The sequence below is a fragment of the Paraburkholderia sediminicola genome (assembly GCF_046026855.1).
Classification (GTDB): domain Bacteria; phylum Pseudomonadota; class Gammaproteobacteria; order Burkholderiales; family Burkholderiaceae; genus Paraburkholderia; species Paraburkholderia sediminicola_A.
Genome location: NZ_JAQQET010000003.1, coordinates 18,453 through 34,388, shown reverse-complemented (window position 1 = coordinate 34,388; position 15,936 = coordinate 18,453). Strand labels below are relative to the sequence as shown.

Below are 15,936 nucleotides of genomic sequence, written 5' to 3'. Positions count from 1 at the left end.
CTGTTATCCGCGTCCCTTCGTTGAACCTGCTTACTTATCGGTTTATTAGCGTCGCCCCTGTGCGGGGCGGCACCTACTTTTCTTTGTCTTCCAAAGAAAAGTAGGCAAAAGAAAGGCGCGTCCTTGGGCGGACAGCAAAGGATGATTCTGTCCGCGCCTTGGGTGACTGTCTGGCCGAAAGTTTTTGGTTCTTCGCATCATCACGATCAATAAGAGAAGGGGACACTATGAGTCTCGTCGAAGTAAAAGTGCCGGATATCGGTGACTTCAAGGACGTCGATGTCATCGAAGTCAATATCAAACCGGGCGATGTCATCGAGAACGAACAGGCGTTGATGACGCTCGAGTCCGATAAGGCCTCCATCGAAGTGCCAAGCGATACCGCCGGCACAGTCAAGGAAGTGCGCGTCAAAGCCGGCGACAAAGTTTCGCAAGGCACGATCATCGCGCTGGTCGAAACGTCGGCAGACGCGGGAGCGGCTAAAGAGGCACCGAAGGCTGCGGCCAAAGAACCCGAGAAAGCGCCCGCGCCTGCAGCGCAAGCTGCGGCTGCTGCGCCGAAGGCTGCCGCACCCGCACCGCAAGCCGGTAGCTTCTCCGGCAACGCGGATATCGAGTGCGACATGCTCGTGCTCGGTTCGGGCCCCGGTGGATACTCGGCTGCGTTCCGCTCGGCCGACCTCGGTATGAAAACGGTGCTGGTCGAACGTTATGCAACGCTCGGCGGTGTCTGTCTGAACGTCGGTTGTATTCCGTCGAAGGCGTTGTTGCACACCGCCCTCGTCATCGACGAGGCGGAAGCGCTCGGCGCGCATGGCATCACGTTCGCCAAGCCGCAAATCGATCTCGACAAGCTGCGCGACTTCAAGTCGGGCGTCGTCAAGAAGCTCACCGGCGGTCTCGCCGGTATGGCGAAAGCGCGCAAGGTCGAAGTCGTGACGGGTAACGGCTCGTTCGTCGATCCGCATCACATGGAAGTGCAGACCGAAGGCGGCAAAAAAGTCGTCAAGTTCAAGCAGGCAATCATCGCCGCGGGCTCGGAAGCGGTGAAATTGCCGTTCATTCCGGAAGATCCGCGTGTGGTCGATTCGACCGGTGCGCTCGAACTGCGTCAGATTCCGCAACGCATGCTGGTGATCGGGGGCGGCATCATCGGGCTGGAAATGGCGACGGTCTACGCCACGCTCGGCGCCAAGATCGATGTGGTCGAAATGCTCGACGGCCTGATGGCCGGCGCGGATCGCGATCTGGTCAAGGTCTGGGAGAAGTACAACAGCAAGCGTTTTGCCAACGTCATGCTGAAGACCAAAACCACCGCAGCGGAAGCGAAAGACGACGGCATCTACGTGTCGTTCGAAGGCGAAAAAGCCCCGGCCGAAGCGCAACGCTATGACCTCGTGCTGGTCGCCGTCGGCCGTACGCCGAATGGCAAGAAGATCGGTGCGGATAAGGCAGGCGTGGCCGTAACGGATCGCGGCTTCATCGACGTCGACAAGCAGATGCGCACGAACGTGCCGCATATCTTCGCGATCGGCGATATCGTCGGTCAGCCGATGCTCGCGCACAAAGCCGTGCACGAAGGTCACGTCGCCGCTGAAGTGGCGCACGGTGAGAAGGCTTACTTCGACGCGCTGCAGATTCCGTCAGTGGCCTACACCGATCCGGAAGTGGCATGGGCCGGCAAGACGGAAGACCAATTGAAGGCTGCGGGCATCAAGTACGGCAAAGCAGTGTTCCCGTGGGCAGCCTCGGGCCGCGCAATCGCCAACGGCCGTGACGAAGGCTTCACCAAGCTGCTGTTCGACGAAGAAACGCATCGTGTGATCGGCGGTGGGATCGTTGGTCTGAACGCGGGCGACCTGATCAGCGAAGTCTGTCTCGCAATCGAAATGGGTGCGGACGCAACGGATATCGGTAAGACGATTCATCCGCACCCGACGCTCGGCGAATCGATCGGTATGGCCGCCGAGTTGTACGAAGGCGTCTGCACCGACTTGCCGCCGCAGAAAAAGAAGTAACGCGGTTGGTGGGCCCACCTGCATGCAGATGGGCTCGAAGCAACAGAGGCAAAAAAAACGGCGCGCCCTTTACAGGGCGCGCCGTTTTCTATTTGCAGCAGACATCGTAGAGCGTTTGTCGTGGCGCACCGCATGAAACATGCGCTGCGCACTCTGACCGAGGGGAAAAAAATCCCGGCCTTTCGCCGGGCAAACGATACGTCATTCAACGTATCGGAGCGTTCGGCCAGATAAAACCGTGTGAGCGGCACGGCACGACGCTGTTGCTTGCGATAACGCCGGCCCAGCCTGTGAGGCGGGCCGGCGTGATGTGATGCCTGAAACTTAGACGGCCTTCTTTGCCGAGCGCGATGCTTGTGCCGCGGCTTGCGACGCTGCCTTCGATGCGGCCGTTGCGGCTGCATTGAAGTTGCTTTCGGCGATTTCGACAGCTTGCTTGGTTGCCTTGTGGACCGTTTCGTACGTGGTGTTGGCGGCGGTGATAGCCGACTTCATCACGGCGACAGCGGTTTCCGAACCGGCCGGAGCATTCTTTGCAACGTTCTCGACGAGCGCCTGAACCTTGCGGTTCTGCTCTTCGAATTGGGCTTCCGCGACGCGGGTGAATTCACCCTGCGTTGCCGAAACGATTTCATACACGTGACGGCCGTACGACAGCGCCTTTTCAGCCACCGGCTGTGCAAGGCTTGCTTGCAGCGCCAGCAATTCCTGCGCGTCCTTCACCGACAGTGCGCGCTGGGCATTTTCCTGGCTTTCCGCGAGCGTCGACTTCACGACTTGCAGGTTCAGCTCAACCAGCTTTTCGACGCCTTCAAATGCTTTGGTCGTCAGGCCGAACAACGTTTCAAAGTTGGCTTTCTGGGCTGCGGCGAATTGCTCAGGGGTCAGCAGAGTCATGGTTTACGCTCCTGGATTGCGGCCTGTCTGTGCGGACCGCATTGGGTTGGTGGCGAGACGCTTTAAAGATCGTCTCTCCGGACCGCGATGTATTGTGCATCGCAGCAATGGTTCCCATTTTAGGATGGCCACAACGAATGTCAAGCGTTTTTTGTGCGTCGCACAATATTAAGAAATTGCTGATAAAACAATGCCTTATGCAGTAGGCATGACATTCATATGATGCAAGTTAATTTGCCCGTTGCACTGTGCTGGTGCGGGAGGAAACTGCATTTGTTACCGATTTCAGGAGGGGTTTTGACCGCTTGACGAGGAGTGGCGCCGGCGCAAACGTGGTGTCGGCATTTGACAAAAAATCCATCAATTGGCCATTCCGATGTAAACCGGAAAGTGTCACGGAACGTTAATGTTCTATGCCGGTCCAATGCGCGTTGGCGGTCTCCAGCAGATGTTTAACAGACTGCAGCGAGACCCCGGCGACGTTCTGATGCTCCGGCACGTTGCGCCGGCAAGGCTTTAGACGCTTGCGCTCAGACCGTATTTCCCCTGATCAAGGTTGTCTCGAAATTGCCGTTATTCTGAAAGAATCGTCTTGATTCCAGCATCTGGCGGCAAAGGCGAGGCAAAGCGCGTTGGCGATCGTTTTTTTCGATCGGCGCGTGGCACTTATTTGTGTTTTTGCGATCGGAGCTTACAAGCCGGTTTAAGGAGCGCGTATAAGTGCTTCAAATTGCTAATTTTTCATTGTTTTACTACACTTGCGGAAACCTCTCGCCGCTCCCTACCGAACACCCATGAAAACCGACATGTTTTCGTCGCTAAAAGTGATCCACGGCGCGGCCCGCAGCACCGCTCTGTCGGTGGCCGCCTCCATGGTCATCGCAGCGGCGTTCGCCGCGCCTGTCAGCACTTTTGCCGCCACGCCCGCTACAACCGCAAAAACCTCCAAACACGCGAAAGCAGCCAAAAAGCCTGCCGCAGCCGCTGCCGACAAAGTGTCGAGCAAGAAGGCCGCCAAAGGCGCCGCTGCGAAGACCGTCGCCGCTGCGGATGACAACGCGCCGCGCGCGAGTGTCAAGCGCAAGCGCGTAACGTATACGTCGAACGGCCGCCACCGTTCCGTGGTGCGCCGCGTCGCATATGAACCGCGTCCGCCTACTGTCGGCCAGGCTTTTGGTTTGCACGAAACGCCAGACGCGCTGATGCTGCGTTCAAGCGTTGCCTACGTGATCGATCAGAACTCCGGCGAATCGCTGTTCGACAAGAATTCGCGCGCCGTGGTGCCGATCGCGTCGATCACCAAGCTGATGACCTCGATGGTCGTGCTTGATTCGAAAGAGTCGATGACCGACCAGATCGAAGTCACCGACGAAGACCGCGACTACGAGAAGAACACGGGCTCGCGTCTGTCGGTGGGCTCGGTGCTCTCGCGTGAAGACATGCTGCACATCGCGCTGATGGCCTCGGAAAACCGCGCGGCCGCAGCGCTGTCGCGTTACTTCCCGGGCGGCCGTCCGGCGTTCCTCGCGGCCATGAACGCGAAGGCCAGGCAACTCGGCATGACCGACACACACTTCGAAAACCCTACGGGTTTGACGAGCCAGAACGTGTCGAGCGCGCGTGACCTCGTGAAGATGGTCAACGCGGCGTATCAATATCCGCTGATCCGCAAGTTCTCGACCGATCACAGCTACGAGGTGTACACCGGCAAGCGTTCGCTGGCGTACAACAGCACGAATGCACTGGTGCGTAACCCAACGTGGGACATCGGTCTGCAGAAGACCGGCTTCATCAACGAAGCGGGCGAGTGCCTTGTGATGCAGGCGACCATTCATGGTCGTCCGATGATCATGGTGCTGCTCGACTCGTCGGGTAAGTACTCGCGCTTTGCAGACGCGACGCGTCTGCGCACGTGGCTCGACAACGGCGGCGATCAGCCGCGCATTACCAGTGCGGATGCCGGCGGCGCCGGTACCTGAAGTGGGCTAGCATGTTTTAGTGGTCGGTTTTCGGCCCGGCCAGAAAAAAGCCTCGCAGATGCGAGGCTTTTTTATTGAGCCGAAGAGGAGGGCCCCGCCAGCCTATGCGTGCTGGTGGTGCGTATGCTCCTGTGGTTTCTGCGGGCGATAACCGAGCGACTCGGAAATCAGCAACGCCGTTTGGCTGAGCTGCCCCAGCCACGAGTCCTGCAAGCGATCCGCCGGGGCGGACAGCGACAGGCCCGCAACCAGCTTGCCGGTGTCGTCGTAAATCCCGGCTGCAATGCAGCGCACGCCGAGTTCCAGTTCTTCGTTATCGCGTGCGCACGCCTGCTGGCGCACGTGCGACAACTCACGTTCGAGCTTGGTCAGATCGGTGATGCTGTTCTGCGTGTGACCGGACAGCCCGGTGCGCGTGGCATAGGCTCGCACGCGGGTCGATTCGTCCGCGGCGAGGAAAAGCTTGCCCACTGAGGTCAGATGCAGTGGCGCGCGCCCACCAATCGCTCGCACCACCTGCATGCCGGAACGTTCGGAATAGGCGCGTTCTATATAGACGATCTCGTCGCCCTGACGCACCGACAGGTTCACTGTCTGTCCGGTTTGACGGTGCAGCTCGCGCATCGGCGTGAGCGCCGCGTCGCGTACCGACAGCCGGGCCTTCACCAGATTGCCTAGCTCGAGCAGGCGCATACCGAGACGGTAAGTGCCGGGGTCCGACCGGTCGACCAGCCGGCACATCACCATGTCGTTCAGGATGCGGTGCGCGGTGGACGGGTGTAGCTCCGTGCGGATGGCAAGTTCTTTCAGGCTGACCGGGTCGCTATGCGCAGCGAGTGCATCGAGCAGGCGCATCATGCGTTCGATCACCTGGATCGACGTTTTGGGATCCGGGTTCGTATCGCTCATGGGAGGAATCGGTTGACGCGTCAAACAGCGGAAATTGATTGTATCCCGTATTGTGAAAAGAAGGAAAGCAGTTGGAACGCCTATTCCAATTTAACGTGGCATTCGTCCTATGCCTTCCGGTCGTTGGTATTGTGCGGCAAACAGCGGATAATCAGGGACGTTTTCCCGAAGGAGGGCTCATGCGAGTCGGATTGTTCGTCACCTGCCTGATCGACCTGATGCGTCCTGAGATCGGTTTTTCGGTCATCAAGCTGATCGAAGGCGCCGGTTTCGAGGTGATGGTGCCGCCCGCGCAAACCTGTTGCGGGCAGCCCGCATACAACTCGGGCGAGCGGCGCATCGCGCGCGACCTTGCCGAGAAAACCTTGCGCGAGTTCGAGCAGTTCGATTACATCGTAGTGCCGTCCGGTTCGTGTGGTGGCATGATCCGCGCGCATTACGGCGACCTGTTTGCGGACGATCCGGAAATGATGAGCCGCTTCGGCCGGTTGCGAGCCAAAGTGTTCGAGTTGACCGACTTCCTCGTTAATGTGGCCAAGGTGCAATTGCAGCCGGGTGAGTTCGCGGGCCAGGTGACGTACCACGATTCCTGTTCGGGATTGCGCGAACTCGGTATCAAGGCACAGCCGCGAGCGTTGCTGACGCAGGTGGGCGTGGCCGTGACCGAAATGAAGGATTGCGAGCACTGCTGCGGTTTTGGGGGCACCTTCGCGCTCAAGTACGGTGACATCTCGACGGCGATCGTCGACGAGAAATGCGCGAATATCGGCGCGAGCGGCGCCGGCGCGGTGGTACTCGGCGACCTCGGCTGCATGCTCAATATCGAAGGCCGCTTGCGGCGCACCGGTGACACCACCACGCGCGTGCTGCACATCGCCCAGGTGCTGGCCGGCGACGCCTGAAAATCAGTGCGGCGCTCAAACCCGTGAACTTGATTCGGCGCACGCCATTCCGCGCGCTTCGCTCGCGCATCTCACACGCGCATCTCACACGAATACGCTCAAGGCCGCCATGCAAGTCCAATCGATGCATTTCAAGGCCCGCGCGGGCCAGAAGCTCGCCGACCAGCGTCTGCAGCAGAACCTCACCAAGCTGTCGACCAAGTTCGTGTCGGCCCGCGCCGCGGCCATTACCGCGATCGATTTCCCCGCCACCCGCGCCGCGCTGAAGGAGCGCCGCGATCGCGCGCTGGAAAATCTCGATGTCTGGCTCGAGACCTTCGAACGTGAAGCGACCCGGCGCGGCGTCACGGTCCTGTTCGCCGAGACGACGCAGGAGGCCGCGCGCCTCGTCGGCGATATTGCGCGTCGGTACGAGGTGAAGAAGGTGATCAAGACCAAGTCGATGGTCACTGAGGAAATGCGCCTGAACGAAGTGCTCGGGCAGATGGGCGTGCAATCGATCGAAACCGATCTGGGCGAATACATTCTCCAGCTTAATGACAACGAGCCGCCCAGTCACATCATCGCGCCGGTGGTCCATAAAGATAAGGACGAGATCGCCGACATCTTCGCGAAAACGCACGACCGGCCGCGTCTGACCGAGATCGCGGACATGACCCGAGAAGCGCGCGAGATGCTGCGGCCGCACTTCATGACCGCCGACATGGGCGTGACCGGCGGCAACTTTGTAGTAGCGGAGACGGGTTCGGTCGCGTTGGTCACGAACGAGGGCAACGAGGGCATGTGCACCGTGATGCCACGCGTGCACGTGGCCGTGACCGGCATTGAGAAAGTGTTGCCCACGCTGGAAGATCTCGCTACGGCTATGCGTCTTTTACCGCGCTCGGCAACGGGGCAGGCGACGTCGAACTATTTTTCCGTGTTAACCGGGCCGCGCGGGGCGCGCGATCAGGACGGTCCTGAGCATATGTACGTGGTACTGGTCGACGGGGGGCGCACGGGGCTGATCGGCGGCGACTTCCAGGAGATGCTGCGCTGCATCCGTTGCGGTGCCTGTATGAACCACTGCCCGGTGTATCAGAAGGTGGGCGGCCACGCCTACGGCTGGGTTTATCCGGGGCCGATGGGGGCGGTGCTGACGCCGAGCTATGTCGGAATCGACAAAGCGCTGGATTTGCCTCAGGCGGCGACTTTGTGCGGCGAGTGCGACAGCGTGTGTCCGGTGGGGATTCCGTTGTCCAATCTGCTGCGCAAGCTGCGCGAGAAGCAGGTCGAGCGGCGCCTGCGGCCGTGGCGCGAGCGGGCAGGGCTTGCGGTATGGGGGTTTCTCGCGCTGCACCCGGATGCTTATGCGCTCTTCACCAAGCTCGCGGTTCGCGTGCTGGAAAGAATGGGTGGGAGAAATCGTTCGATTACCAGGCTGCCGCTGGGTGGCGCGGGCTGGACCAATACACGCGATATACGGGCTCCGGTCGGCCGCACGTTCAGAGAACTGTACGCCGCGCAACGCAGCCATCTTGGCTGAGCGGGCGGCACAGCAGTTGTAGCTTGCACCGCCGGTGCATTGAAGCTTGCGCACATAGGCCCATAGGCGGAGCGTGGCCCGAGCCGCGCTGCCAGCGCTACCTGGCTTGGTACTTTATAGCCGGTGCGTCTGAAGCCGTTCGCCTCGAGCCACCCGGTTCATGCAATTCGCTCGCGGTACCCAATGAGTCAGGTGCGGGAAGCGTGACCTAAGACTGCGCTTCCGTTCTCCACCAGCTCAATGGTCCGTCATTCCCCCTGACGGGCGGTTGGGATTGCCTCTGGCCGGCGTATTCCCCCCATTACCGCGCCCGCCGCTGTTGCCTGCTTGCTGTGGCGGAGGCGGGCTGCCTGCCCCCGGCCGTGGCGCGTTAGATCCGCTCGGTCCCCTCGGCCCGCCGACCGCGCCCTGAGGCGGCGGTCCTCCACGTGAGCCGTCGGCGTTTGGCTGACCATGCCCGCCCCCGTTGTCCCCGCGGTTACCGTTGTTTCCATAGTTGCCGTTATTCGGCCGTCCCCGATCCGGATAACCTGGGTAGCCGCGATAACCCGGCCCCGGCCCGTAATAGCGGCCCGGTCCGTCGTAGTAGCCCGGGCCCGAATAATTGCCATAGCCCATATAGACGTTGGTTTGTGGCACAACCGGCGCGCCGGTCGCATAGCCATCGTAACCGTCGTAGCCGCTGTAACCGCCGTCATAGCCGTTGCCGACCATCGGCGTGCCGTCCGGATAGACTGCGCAGCCGCCTAGCAATGCAGCGGCGATAGTGAGGCCGGCAAGTGGAGCAATACGTTTCATTTGGAGGACCAGTGCGAAGATTTCATGTCTGTAAGACATCTATTATCGCTAACCGTCGCGCCAGCTTTGTATGCGTTTGTAAGGATTTCTCTTTTGCGCCACGACGCATGTCAACGGTGCGTGCGGCAAAGCAGTCAATGGACTGTTCCATTCAGCGCAACGCTGTATCTCGTGCCAGTGGGTTTTTCCCGATTGTGAATTCCTATAGCATTTGGACTGGGCATAGTGGGTCACAAGCTCATGAGCCCTTAATCGGAAGAAACGACATCATGAAAAAGATAATATCGGTGTACTGGCCCCTTGCCATCGTTGTGCCACTTGCTGTGGCAGGTTATCTGCACATTTGCGGCGGCGCCGCTTCGCGTTCCTCGCAAGCCCCGCTCGCTGCTGATCAACTGACCGCGGAACTGGCGCGCGCCGTCTCGTACGGCATGGTCGACAGCGTGACGACGTTGCCGGCCAAGCCCATGCGCGCTGTGACGGCGATGCCGCTGGCCGAAGCGTCCTGAACACGGCGGATCGGATCGTGCGCCGTGACTCCAGCGATTCCGTCATTCCGGCGCGGCTTGGCGTTGTGGCTGTGTCCGTACGACCCGCCGCTTGCTGGAGTTGCTAGCGCAGTTTCCGTAGCTGAATCCGGTCGCCGGCTGAGGCGCTCAGCCCCGGGCGAGATTTTGTTCAGCTTTGTATAATCGCGGCACCTTTTCCTAACTGCCGATCCGCGCGCGCTTGACGCCCGAAAGCCTCTGATGAAAACCGTGTCCATCTGCTTTGTCTGCCTGGGGAACATCTGCCGTTCACCGACCGCGGAAGGCGTGATGCGTCATCTGGTTGGGGAAGCAAAGCTGGCGGAGCGCATTCTGATCGATTCCGCCGGCACGGGCGACTGGCACATTGGCCAGCCACCTGACGATCGCGCGCAACATGCGGCCGGCCAGCGAGGTTACGAGCTTGCCGCCTTGCGTGGCCGCCAGATCGCCTCGGCGGACTTCGAGCGCTTCGATCTGCTGATCGCAATGGACGACAAAAACGTCGCCGCGCTGCGTCAGGTGTGTCCGGCGGAGCAGCGTGACAAAATCCGCCTGCTGATGGAGTTTGTGCTTGAAGCGGATGGTCGCTGGGGTGGCGCCCGCGAAGTTGTCGATCCCTATTTCGGGGGTGCCGAAGGTTTCGAGCAGGTGCTGGATCAATGCGAAGCAGCCTGCCGCGGGCTGATCGCGGCGTTGCGTCCCCAATTGATTGCATAAGCCTGGCGGGTCATTGGTGAACTTCGACCGCCTTATCCAGCAATTAAGCGAATGACCCAAATTGCGGTAGGGATACTTGACTAATTCACTCATGTATTTATACTTGACCAAACTTGTCGAGAATTACGGTTCCCACACCATATGAGACTCACCACGAAAGGCCGTTTCGCCGTCACGGCGATGATTGACCTGGCACTGCGCCAGGAGCAGGGCCCGGTGACGCTTGCGGGTATCAGCCAGCGCCAGCATATCTCCCTGTCTTATCTCGAGCAGCTGTTTGGCAAGCTGCGTCGTCACGAAATCGTCGAGTCCGTGCGCGGACCGGGCGGCGGCTACAATCTGGCCCGCCGCGCTGAAGACGTGACCGTCGCCGACATCATCATCGCGGTCGACGAGCCGCTCGACGCCACCCAATGCGGCGGCAAGGGCTCGTGCGAAGGCACCAAACAGCACGACGGCCACTGCATGACACACGAATTGTGGTCGACGCTGAACCAGAAAATGGTCGAGTACCTAGATTCGGTCTCCCTGAAAGACCTGGTCGATCAGCAGCGTTCGCGTGAAGGTGCGCCGGCGGTGTTGCGCGACCGGCGCAATGAGGCGCCGGCGGTCGAACCCGCCCGCGTCGTGCCGAAAGGGCCTAATTCTGTTTTCAACATGGCCGGTTCCTAGGCGCGGCAATCTGAACACCCCGCAGCCAGATAAAGAACCCAGAAGCCAGAGCAATGACGTCCCCGGAGCAATTGATGAACAACGACACTCTCCACCTGCCCATTTACATGGACTACAGCGCGACGACGCCGATCGATCCGCGCGTGGTGGACAAGATGATTCCGTACCTGCGTGAGCAGTTCGGTAACCCCGCATCGCGCAGCCACTCGTATGGCTGGGACGCGGAACGTGCGGTCGAAGAAGCGCGCGAGAATGTCGCTGCGCTGGTGAATGCCGATCCGCGCGAAATCATCTGGACCTCGGGCGCAACGGAGTCGGACAACCTCGCGATCAAGGGTGCCGCGCACTTCTACAAGAGTAAGGGCAAGCACATCATCACGGTGAAGACCGAGCACAAGGCTGTGCTCGACACCTGCCGCGAGCTCGAGCGCGAAGGCTTCGAAGTCACGTATCTGGATGTGAAGGACGACGGTCTGATCGACCTCGAGAAGTTCAAGGCCGCGCTGCGCCCTGATACGATTCTGGTCTCGGTGATGTCGGTGAACAACGAAATCGGCGTGATCCAGGACATCGAGGCGATCGGCGAGATCACCCGTGAAAAGGGCATCATTTTCCACGTCGACGCGGCGCAAGCCACCGGCAAGATCGCGATCGATCTGCAAAAGCTGAAGGTCGACCTGATGTCGTTCTCGGCCCACAAGACATATGGACCGAAGGGCATCGGCGCGTTGTATGTGCGTCGCAAGCCGCGTATCCGTATCGAAGCGCAGATGCACGGCGGCGGTCACGAGCGCGGCATGCGTTCGGGCACGCTGGCGACTCACCAGATCGTCGGCATGGGCGAAGCGTTCCGTATCGCGCGCGAAGAAATGGCTACGGAAAACGAACGCATCCGCATGCTGCGCGACCGTCTGTTGCGCGGCCTGCAGGACATGGAAGAAACGTATGTGAACGGCGACATGCAAAAGCGTGTGCCGCACAACCTGAACATCAGCTTCAATTTCGTCGAAGGCGAGTCGCTGATCATGGCGGTGAAGGACGTCGCGGTGTCGTCGGGCTCGGCGTGCACGTCGGCCTCGCTGGAACCGTCGTACGTGCTGCGTGCACTGGGTCGTAACGACGAACTGGCGCACAGCTCGATCCGCTTCACGGTGGGCCGCTTCACGACCGAGCAGGATGTCGACTACGTGATCAACCTGCTGAAGACCAAGATTTCGAAGCTGCGCGACTTGTCGCCGCTGTGGGAAATGCACAAGGACGGGATCGATATTTCGACCATCCAGTGGGCAGCGCACTGACGCGCCAGTTTGGACGGCGTCGAATTTATCGAATTGCAATTTGCAGGTTGAAACGGATCAAGGAGTGTAATCATGGCTTATAGCGACAAGGTTCTGGACCACTACGAAAACCCGCGCAACGTCGGTTCCTTCGCGAAGGACGACGATGCAGTCGGCACGGGCATGGTCGGCGCGCCGGCTTGCGGCGACGTGATGAAGCTGCAGATCCGCGTGGGTGCGGACGGCATCATCGAAGACGCGAAGTTCAAGACGTATGGTTGCGGTTCGGCGATCGCGTCGAGCTCGCTCGTCACCGAATGGGTGAAGGGCAAGACACTCGATCAGGCAATGTCGATCAAGAACACGCAGATCGCCGAAGAACTGGCGCTGCCGCCGGTGAAGATCCACTGCTCGATCCTCGCGGAAGACGCGATCAAGGCAGCGGTCGCCGACTACAAGCAGCGTCATGGTGAAGCGGTCGTCGAAAGCGACAAGCAACACGCATAAGTGCGTGTTTGAGTGAGTCGAAGCGGGCCGTGCCAGTAGAAAGGCGCGGTCCGGCATGAGCGATATTTGAGGCAGGCAGGGTAGCAGTGCGTCAGTAGGCATACGAATGCCGAACGCGCGCGGCGCAATGAGAAACGCTATGGCAATTACGTTGACCGAAAAGGCAGCACAGCACGTCCAGAAGTATCTGATTCGTCGCGGCAAGGGTGTCGGGCTGCGCGTGGGCGTACGCACGACTGGTTGCTCGGGTTTGGCCTACAAGCTCGAGTACGTGGATGAACTCGCGCCTGAAGACGAAGTGTTCGACTGCAACGGCGTGAAGATCATTGTCGACCCGAAGAGCCTCGCCTATATCGACGGCACCGAACTCGACTTCGCACGCGAAGGGTTGAACGAAGGCTTCAAGTTCAACAACCCGAACGTGAAGGACGAGTGCGGTTGCGGCGAATCGTTCCGCGTGTAAATCGGCTCATTCCGCGTGCAGCGGATCAAAGGCGGCGCGGGCCGCCTTTTTAGTTTCATCCGCGTATTTGGCCTGGTGTCTTGCGGCTGAGCTTTGCCGTTGAACTTTGGCGGCGCTTTCGATCCGCGTTTTTAGCCTGCACTCCGGTGCGCTTTCCTGAACGGACTCTTTCTATCCGATGGCCTCGCTGAACGACAGCCACTTCGACCTGTTCGATCTACCGGCGCAATTCGCGCTCGACGCAACGACGCTCGATCACGCCTACCGCACGGTGCAGGCGCAAGTGCATCCGGACCGCTTCGCGGCGGCCGGCGACGCGCAAAAGCGTATCGCGATGCAATGGGCGACGCGCACCAACGAGGCGTATCAGACGCTGCGCGATCCGTTGAAGCGCGCGACCTACCTGCTGCACCTGCGCGACATCGACGTCGGCTCGGAGAACAACACGGCGATGGAACCGGCGTTCCTGATGCAGCAGATGGAATGGCGGGAAAACATCGAAGATGCAGCCGCGGCGAAGAACGTCGACGCGCTCGACGCCTTGCTGACCGAACTGCGCGACGAAGAGCGCATGCGTTTCGACAAGCTCGGCGCGCTGCTCGACAGCGGCGCGAACCAGGCGGCGGGCGAAGCGGTGCGGCAGTTGATGTTCATCGAACGGGTGGCGTCGGAAATCGGCACGCAGATCGAGCGGCTTGAAAACTAGCGGTCCGGCGCACGCCGACGCCGCGCATGAATATGCAGCGATAGTAGCCGTAGCAATACATCCAGCAACGCGAAAATTCAGGACGGGGTCAAGCGGCCCCGAGAAGATCCAGATGGCCTTACTGCAAATCTCCGAACCCGGCATGGCGCCGGCGCCCCATCAGCGGCGTCTGGCGGTCGGTATCGATCTCGGCACCACCAACTCCCTCGTCGCCGCCGTGCGCAGCGGCGTGCCCGATGTGCTGCCCGACGAAGATGGCTATGCGTTGCTGCCGTCGGTCGTGCGTTACCTGGAAAAGGGCGGCCGCCGTATCGGCCGCACGGCCAAGGCTGAAGCCGCGACCGATCCGCGCAACACGATCGTGTCGGTCAAGCGTTTCATGGGCCGCGGCAAGGCGGAAGTGGAAGGCGCTGAAAATGCGCCCTACGATTTCGTCGACGCGCCGGGCATGGTGCAGATCCGTACTGTCGACGGGGTGAAGAGCCCGGTCGAAGTCTCGGCGGAAATCCTCGCAACGCTGCGCCAGCGCGCCGAAGACACGCTTGGCGACGAACTGGTCGGCGCAGTCATTACTGTGCCCGCCTATTTCGACGAAGCGCAGCGCCAGGCGACCAAAGACGCCGCGCGTCTGGCCGGCCTGAACGTGCTACGTCTGCTGAACGAGCCGACCGCGGCTGCGATCGCCTACGGTCTCGACAATGGCTCCGAAGGCCTCTACGCGGTCTACGACCTTGGCGGCGGCACGTTCGATCTGTCGATTCTGAAGCTCACCAAGGGTGTGTTCGAAGTGCTCGCGGCCGGCGGCGATTCCGCGCTCGGCGGCGACGATTTCGACCATGCCCTGTACCGCCACGTGCTGGAGCAGGCGGGCATCGCGCCGCGAACGCTCGCACCGGAAGACGTCCGCCTGTTGCTCGATAGCGTACGCGCGACCAAGGAGGCTTTGTCGGATGCGCCGGGTGCGAAGGTGCAGGCAAAGCTCTCGAACGGCACACAGATCGATCTGACGGTCGACGAGGCCACTTTCGAGGCCGTCACTCAGGCGCTGGTTCAACGCACGCTTGGGCCCACGAAGAAGGCGCTGCGCGACGCCAAGGTTGCCACCAAGGATATCAAGGGCGTGGTGCTGGTCGGCGGCGCGACGCGCATGCCGGTGATTCGCCGCGCGGTCGAGTCGTTCTTTGGTCAGCCGCCTTTGATCAACCTTGACCCGGATCAGGTCGTCGCGCTCGGCGCGGCGATCCAGGCCGATCTGCTCGCGGGCAACCGCGGCGCCGACGGCGACGACTGGCTGCTGCTCGACGTGATTCCGCTGTCGCTGGGCGTCGAAACGATGGGCGGTTTGACCGAGAAGATCATTCCGCGCAATTCGACGATTCCGGTCGCGCGCGCGCAGGATTTCACAACGTTCAAGGACGGCCAGACGGCGATGGCGATCCACGTCGTGCAAGGCGAGCGCGAACTCGTCAGCGATTGCCGTTCGCTCGCGCGTTTCGAATTGCGCGGCATTCCGCCGATGGCCGCCGGCGCGGCGCGGATTCGCGTCACGTATCAGGTCGACGCCGACGGCTTGCTGTCGGTGTTCGCGCGTGAACAGGGCTCGGGCGTGGAAGCGTCGGTGGTGGTGAAGCCGTCCTACGGTCTGGCCGACGACGACATCGCCAGGATGCTCGAAGACAGCTTCTCGACCGCCGAGGTCGACATGCGCGCGCGTGCGCTGCGTGAAGCGCAAGTCGAAGCGCGCCGCCTCGTCGAAGCGACCGACGCGGCGCTTGCCGCCGACGCCGAATTGCTCGACGACAACGAGCGTGCCGAACTCGACACGCAGCTCGCCGCGTTGCGCAATATCGCTGCAAGCGACGACGTCGACGCGATTGAAGCCGCGACCAGAACGCTCGCCGATGGTACCGACGAATTCGCCGCCCGTCGTATGAACAAGGGCATTCGCCGGGCGCTGGCCGGCCGCAAGCTCGACGAGATCTGAGCCTTGCGGTGCGGCCGCGCCATGTGCGCGTGCCGGCAATGAACCGCGCCGC

The 15,936-nt window shown here is 61.0% G+C and carries 15 protein-coding genes; 12 read left to right on the top strand and 3 right to left on the bottom strand.

The genetic code is table 11. From position 1 onward, the window contains the following. Positions 1-227: 227 nt before the first annotated feature. Positions 228-2,018, top strand: a complete 1,791-nt coding sequence (lpdA, locus tag PQR40_RS04155) for a dihydrolipoyl dehydrogenase (RefSeq protein ID WP_408508478.1) — start codon at positions 228-230, stop codon at positions 2,016-2,018. A gap of 324 nt (positions 2,019-2,342) precedes the next feature. On the opposite strand, the gene PQR40_RS04150 is transcribed toward lpdA, so the two are convergent. Beyond that, positions 2,343-2,915, bottom strand: coding sequence for a phasin family protein (locus PQR40_RS04150; protein WP_120290936.1), 573 nt, complete (start codon positions 2,913-2,915; stop codon positions 2,343-2,345). Positions 2,916-3,709: 794 nt separating this feature from the next. Here PQR40_RS04150 and pbpG point away from each other — a divergent pair. After that, on the top strand, positions 3,710-4,894 hold the full coding sequence (pbpG, locus tag PQR40_RS04145) for a D-alanyl-D-alanine endopeptidase (protein ID WP_408390147.1): 1,185 nt from the start codon (positions 3,710-3,712) through the stop codon (positions 4,892-4,894). A 102-nt stretch (positions 4,895-4,996) separates the two neighbouring features. Here pbpG and PQR40_RS04140 read toward each other — a convergent pair whose 3' ends face one another. Continuing rightward, positions 4,997-5,803 (bottom strand): IclR family transcriptional regulator, encoded by an 807-nt coding sequence (locus PQR40_RS04140; protein ID WP_408210106.1) that lies wholly within the window; start codon positions 5,801-5,803, stop codon positions 4,997-4,999. A gap of 179 nt (positions 5,804-5,982) precedes the next feature. Here PQR40_RS04140 and PQR40_RS04135 point away from each other — a divergent pair, with 179 nt between their 5' ends. Both PQR40_RS04135 and PQR40_RS04130 read left to right on the top strand, forming a co-directional pair. After that, a complete protein-coding gene (locus PQR40_RS04135; RefSeq protein WP_408508477.1) occupies positions 5,983-6,705 on the top strand; it encodes a (Fe-S)-binding protein in 723 nt (240 codons plus the stop codon). A 109-nt stretch (positions 6,706-6,814) separates the two neighbouring features. Next, positions 6,815-8,230 carry a lactate utilization protein B gene (locus tag PQR40_RS04130; protein WP_408508476.1) on the top strand — a complete coding sequence of 472 codons (1,416 nt, stop codon included), beginning with the start codon at positions 6,815-6,817 and terminating at the stop codon, positions 8,228-8,230. A gap of 237 nt (positions 8,231-8,467) precedes the next feature. Here the strand turns inward: PQR40_RS04130 and PQR40_RS04125 are convergent, their stop codons facing one another. Further along, positions 8,468-9,028 (bottom strand): hypothetical protein, encoded by a 561-nt coding sequence (locus PQR40_RS04125; protein WP_408227276.1) that lies wholly within the window; start codon positions 9,026-9,028, stop codon positions 8,468-8,470. Between the two features lie 269 nt (positions 9,029-9,297). Between PQR40_RS04125 and PQR40_RS04120 the strand changes: the two genes are divergently transcribed. The 8 genes from PQR40_RS04120 to hscA all read left to right on the top strand — a co-directional run bounded on the left by PQR40_RS04120 (position 9,298) and on the right by hscA (position 15,884). After that, positions 9,298-9,537: a hypothetical protein gene (locus tag PQR40_RS04120; RefSeq protein WP_408227273.1), complete on the top strand. Its 240-nt coding sequence runs from the start codon at positions 9,298-9,300 to the stop codon at positions 9,535-9,537. Positions 9,538-9,777: 240 nt separating this feature from the next. Further along, entirely contained in the window at positions 9,778-10,275 is a 498-nt protein-coding gene (locus PQR40_RS04115; protein WP_408508475.1) for a low molecular weight protein-tyrosine-phosphatase, read from the top strand. A gap of 141 nt (positions 10,276-10,416) precedes the next feature. After that, the gene (gene iscR / locus PQR40_RS04110) at positions 10,417-10,947 is read left to right on the top strand and encodes a Fe-S cluster assembly transcriptional regulator IscR (protein ID WP_028199491.1); all 531 of its coding nucleotides are present in this window, start codon (positions 10,417-10,419) and stop codon (positions 10,945-10,947) included. A gap of 74 nt (positions 10,948-11,021) precedes the next feature. Further along, entirely contained in the window at positions 11,022-12,245 is a 1,224-nt protein-coding gene (locus PQR40_RS04105) for an IscS subfamily cysteine desulfurase (RefSeq protein ID WP_408227267.1), read from the top strand. Between the two features lie 72 nt (positions 12,246-12,317). After that, the gene (gene iscU / locus PQR40_RS04100) at positions 12,318-12,731 is read left to right on the top strand and encodes a Fe-S cluster assembly scaffold IscU (RefSeq protein WP_093633555.1); all 414 of its coding nucleotides are present in this window, start codon (positions 12,318-12,320) and stop codon (positions 12,729-12,731) included. Positions 12,732-12,870: 139 nt separating this feature from the next. After that, positions 12,871-13,194, top strand: coding sequence for an iron-sulfur cluster assembly protein IscA (iscA, locus tag PQR40_RS04095; protein WP_035546490.1), 324 nt, complete (start codon positions 12,871-12,873; stop codon positions 13,192-13,194). 178 nt (positions 13,195-13,372) lie between these two features. Then, positions 13,373-13,900, top strand: coding sequence for a Fe-S protein assembly co-chaperone HscB (gene hscB / locus PQR40_RS04090; RefSeq protein ID WP_408227262.1), 528 nt, complete (start codon positions 13,373-13,375; stop codon positions 13,898-13,900). Between the two features lie 112 nt (positions 13,901-14,012). Further along, entirely contained in the window at positions 14,013-15,884 is a 1,872-nt protein-coding gene (hscA, locus tag PQR40_RS04085; RefSeq protein WP_408508474.1) for a Fe-S protein assembly chaperone HscA, read from the top strand. Positions 15,885-15,936: the final 52 nt, after the last annotated feature.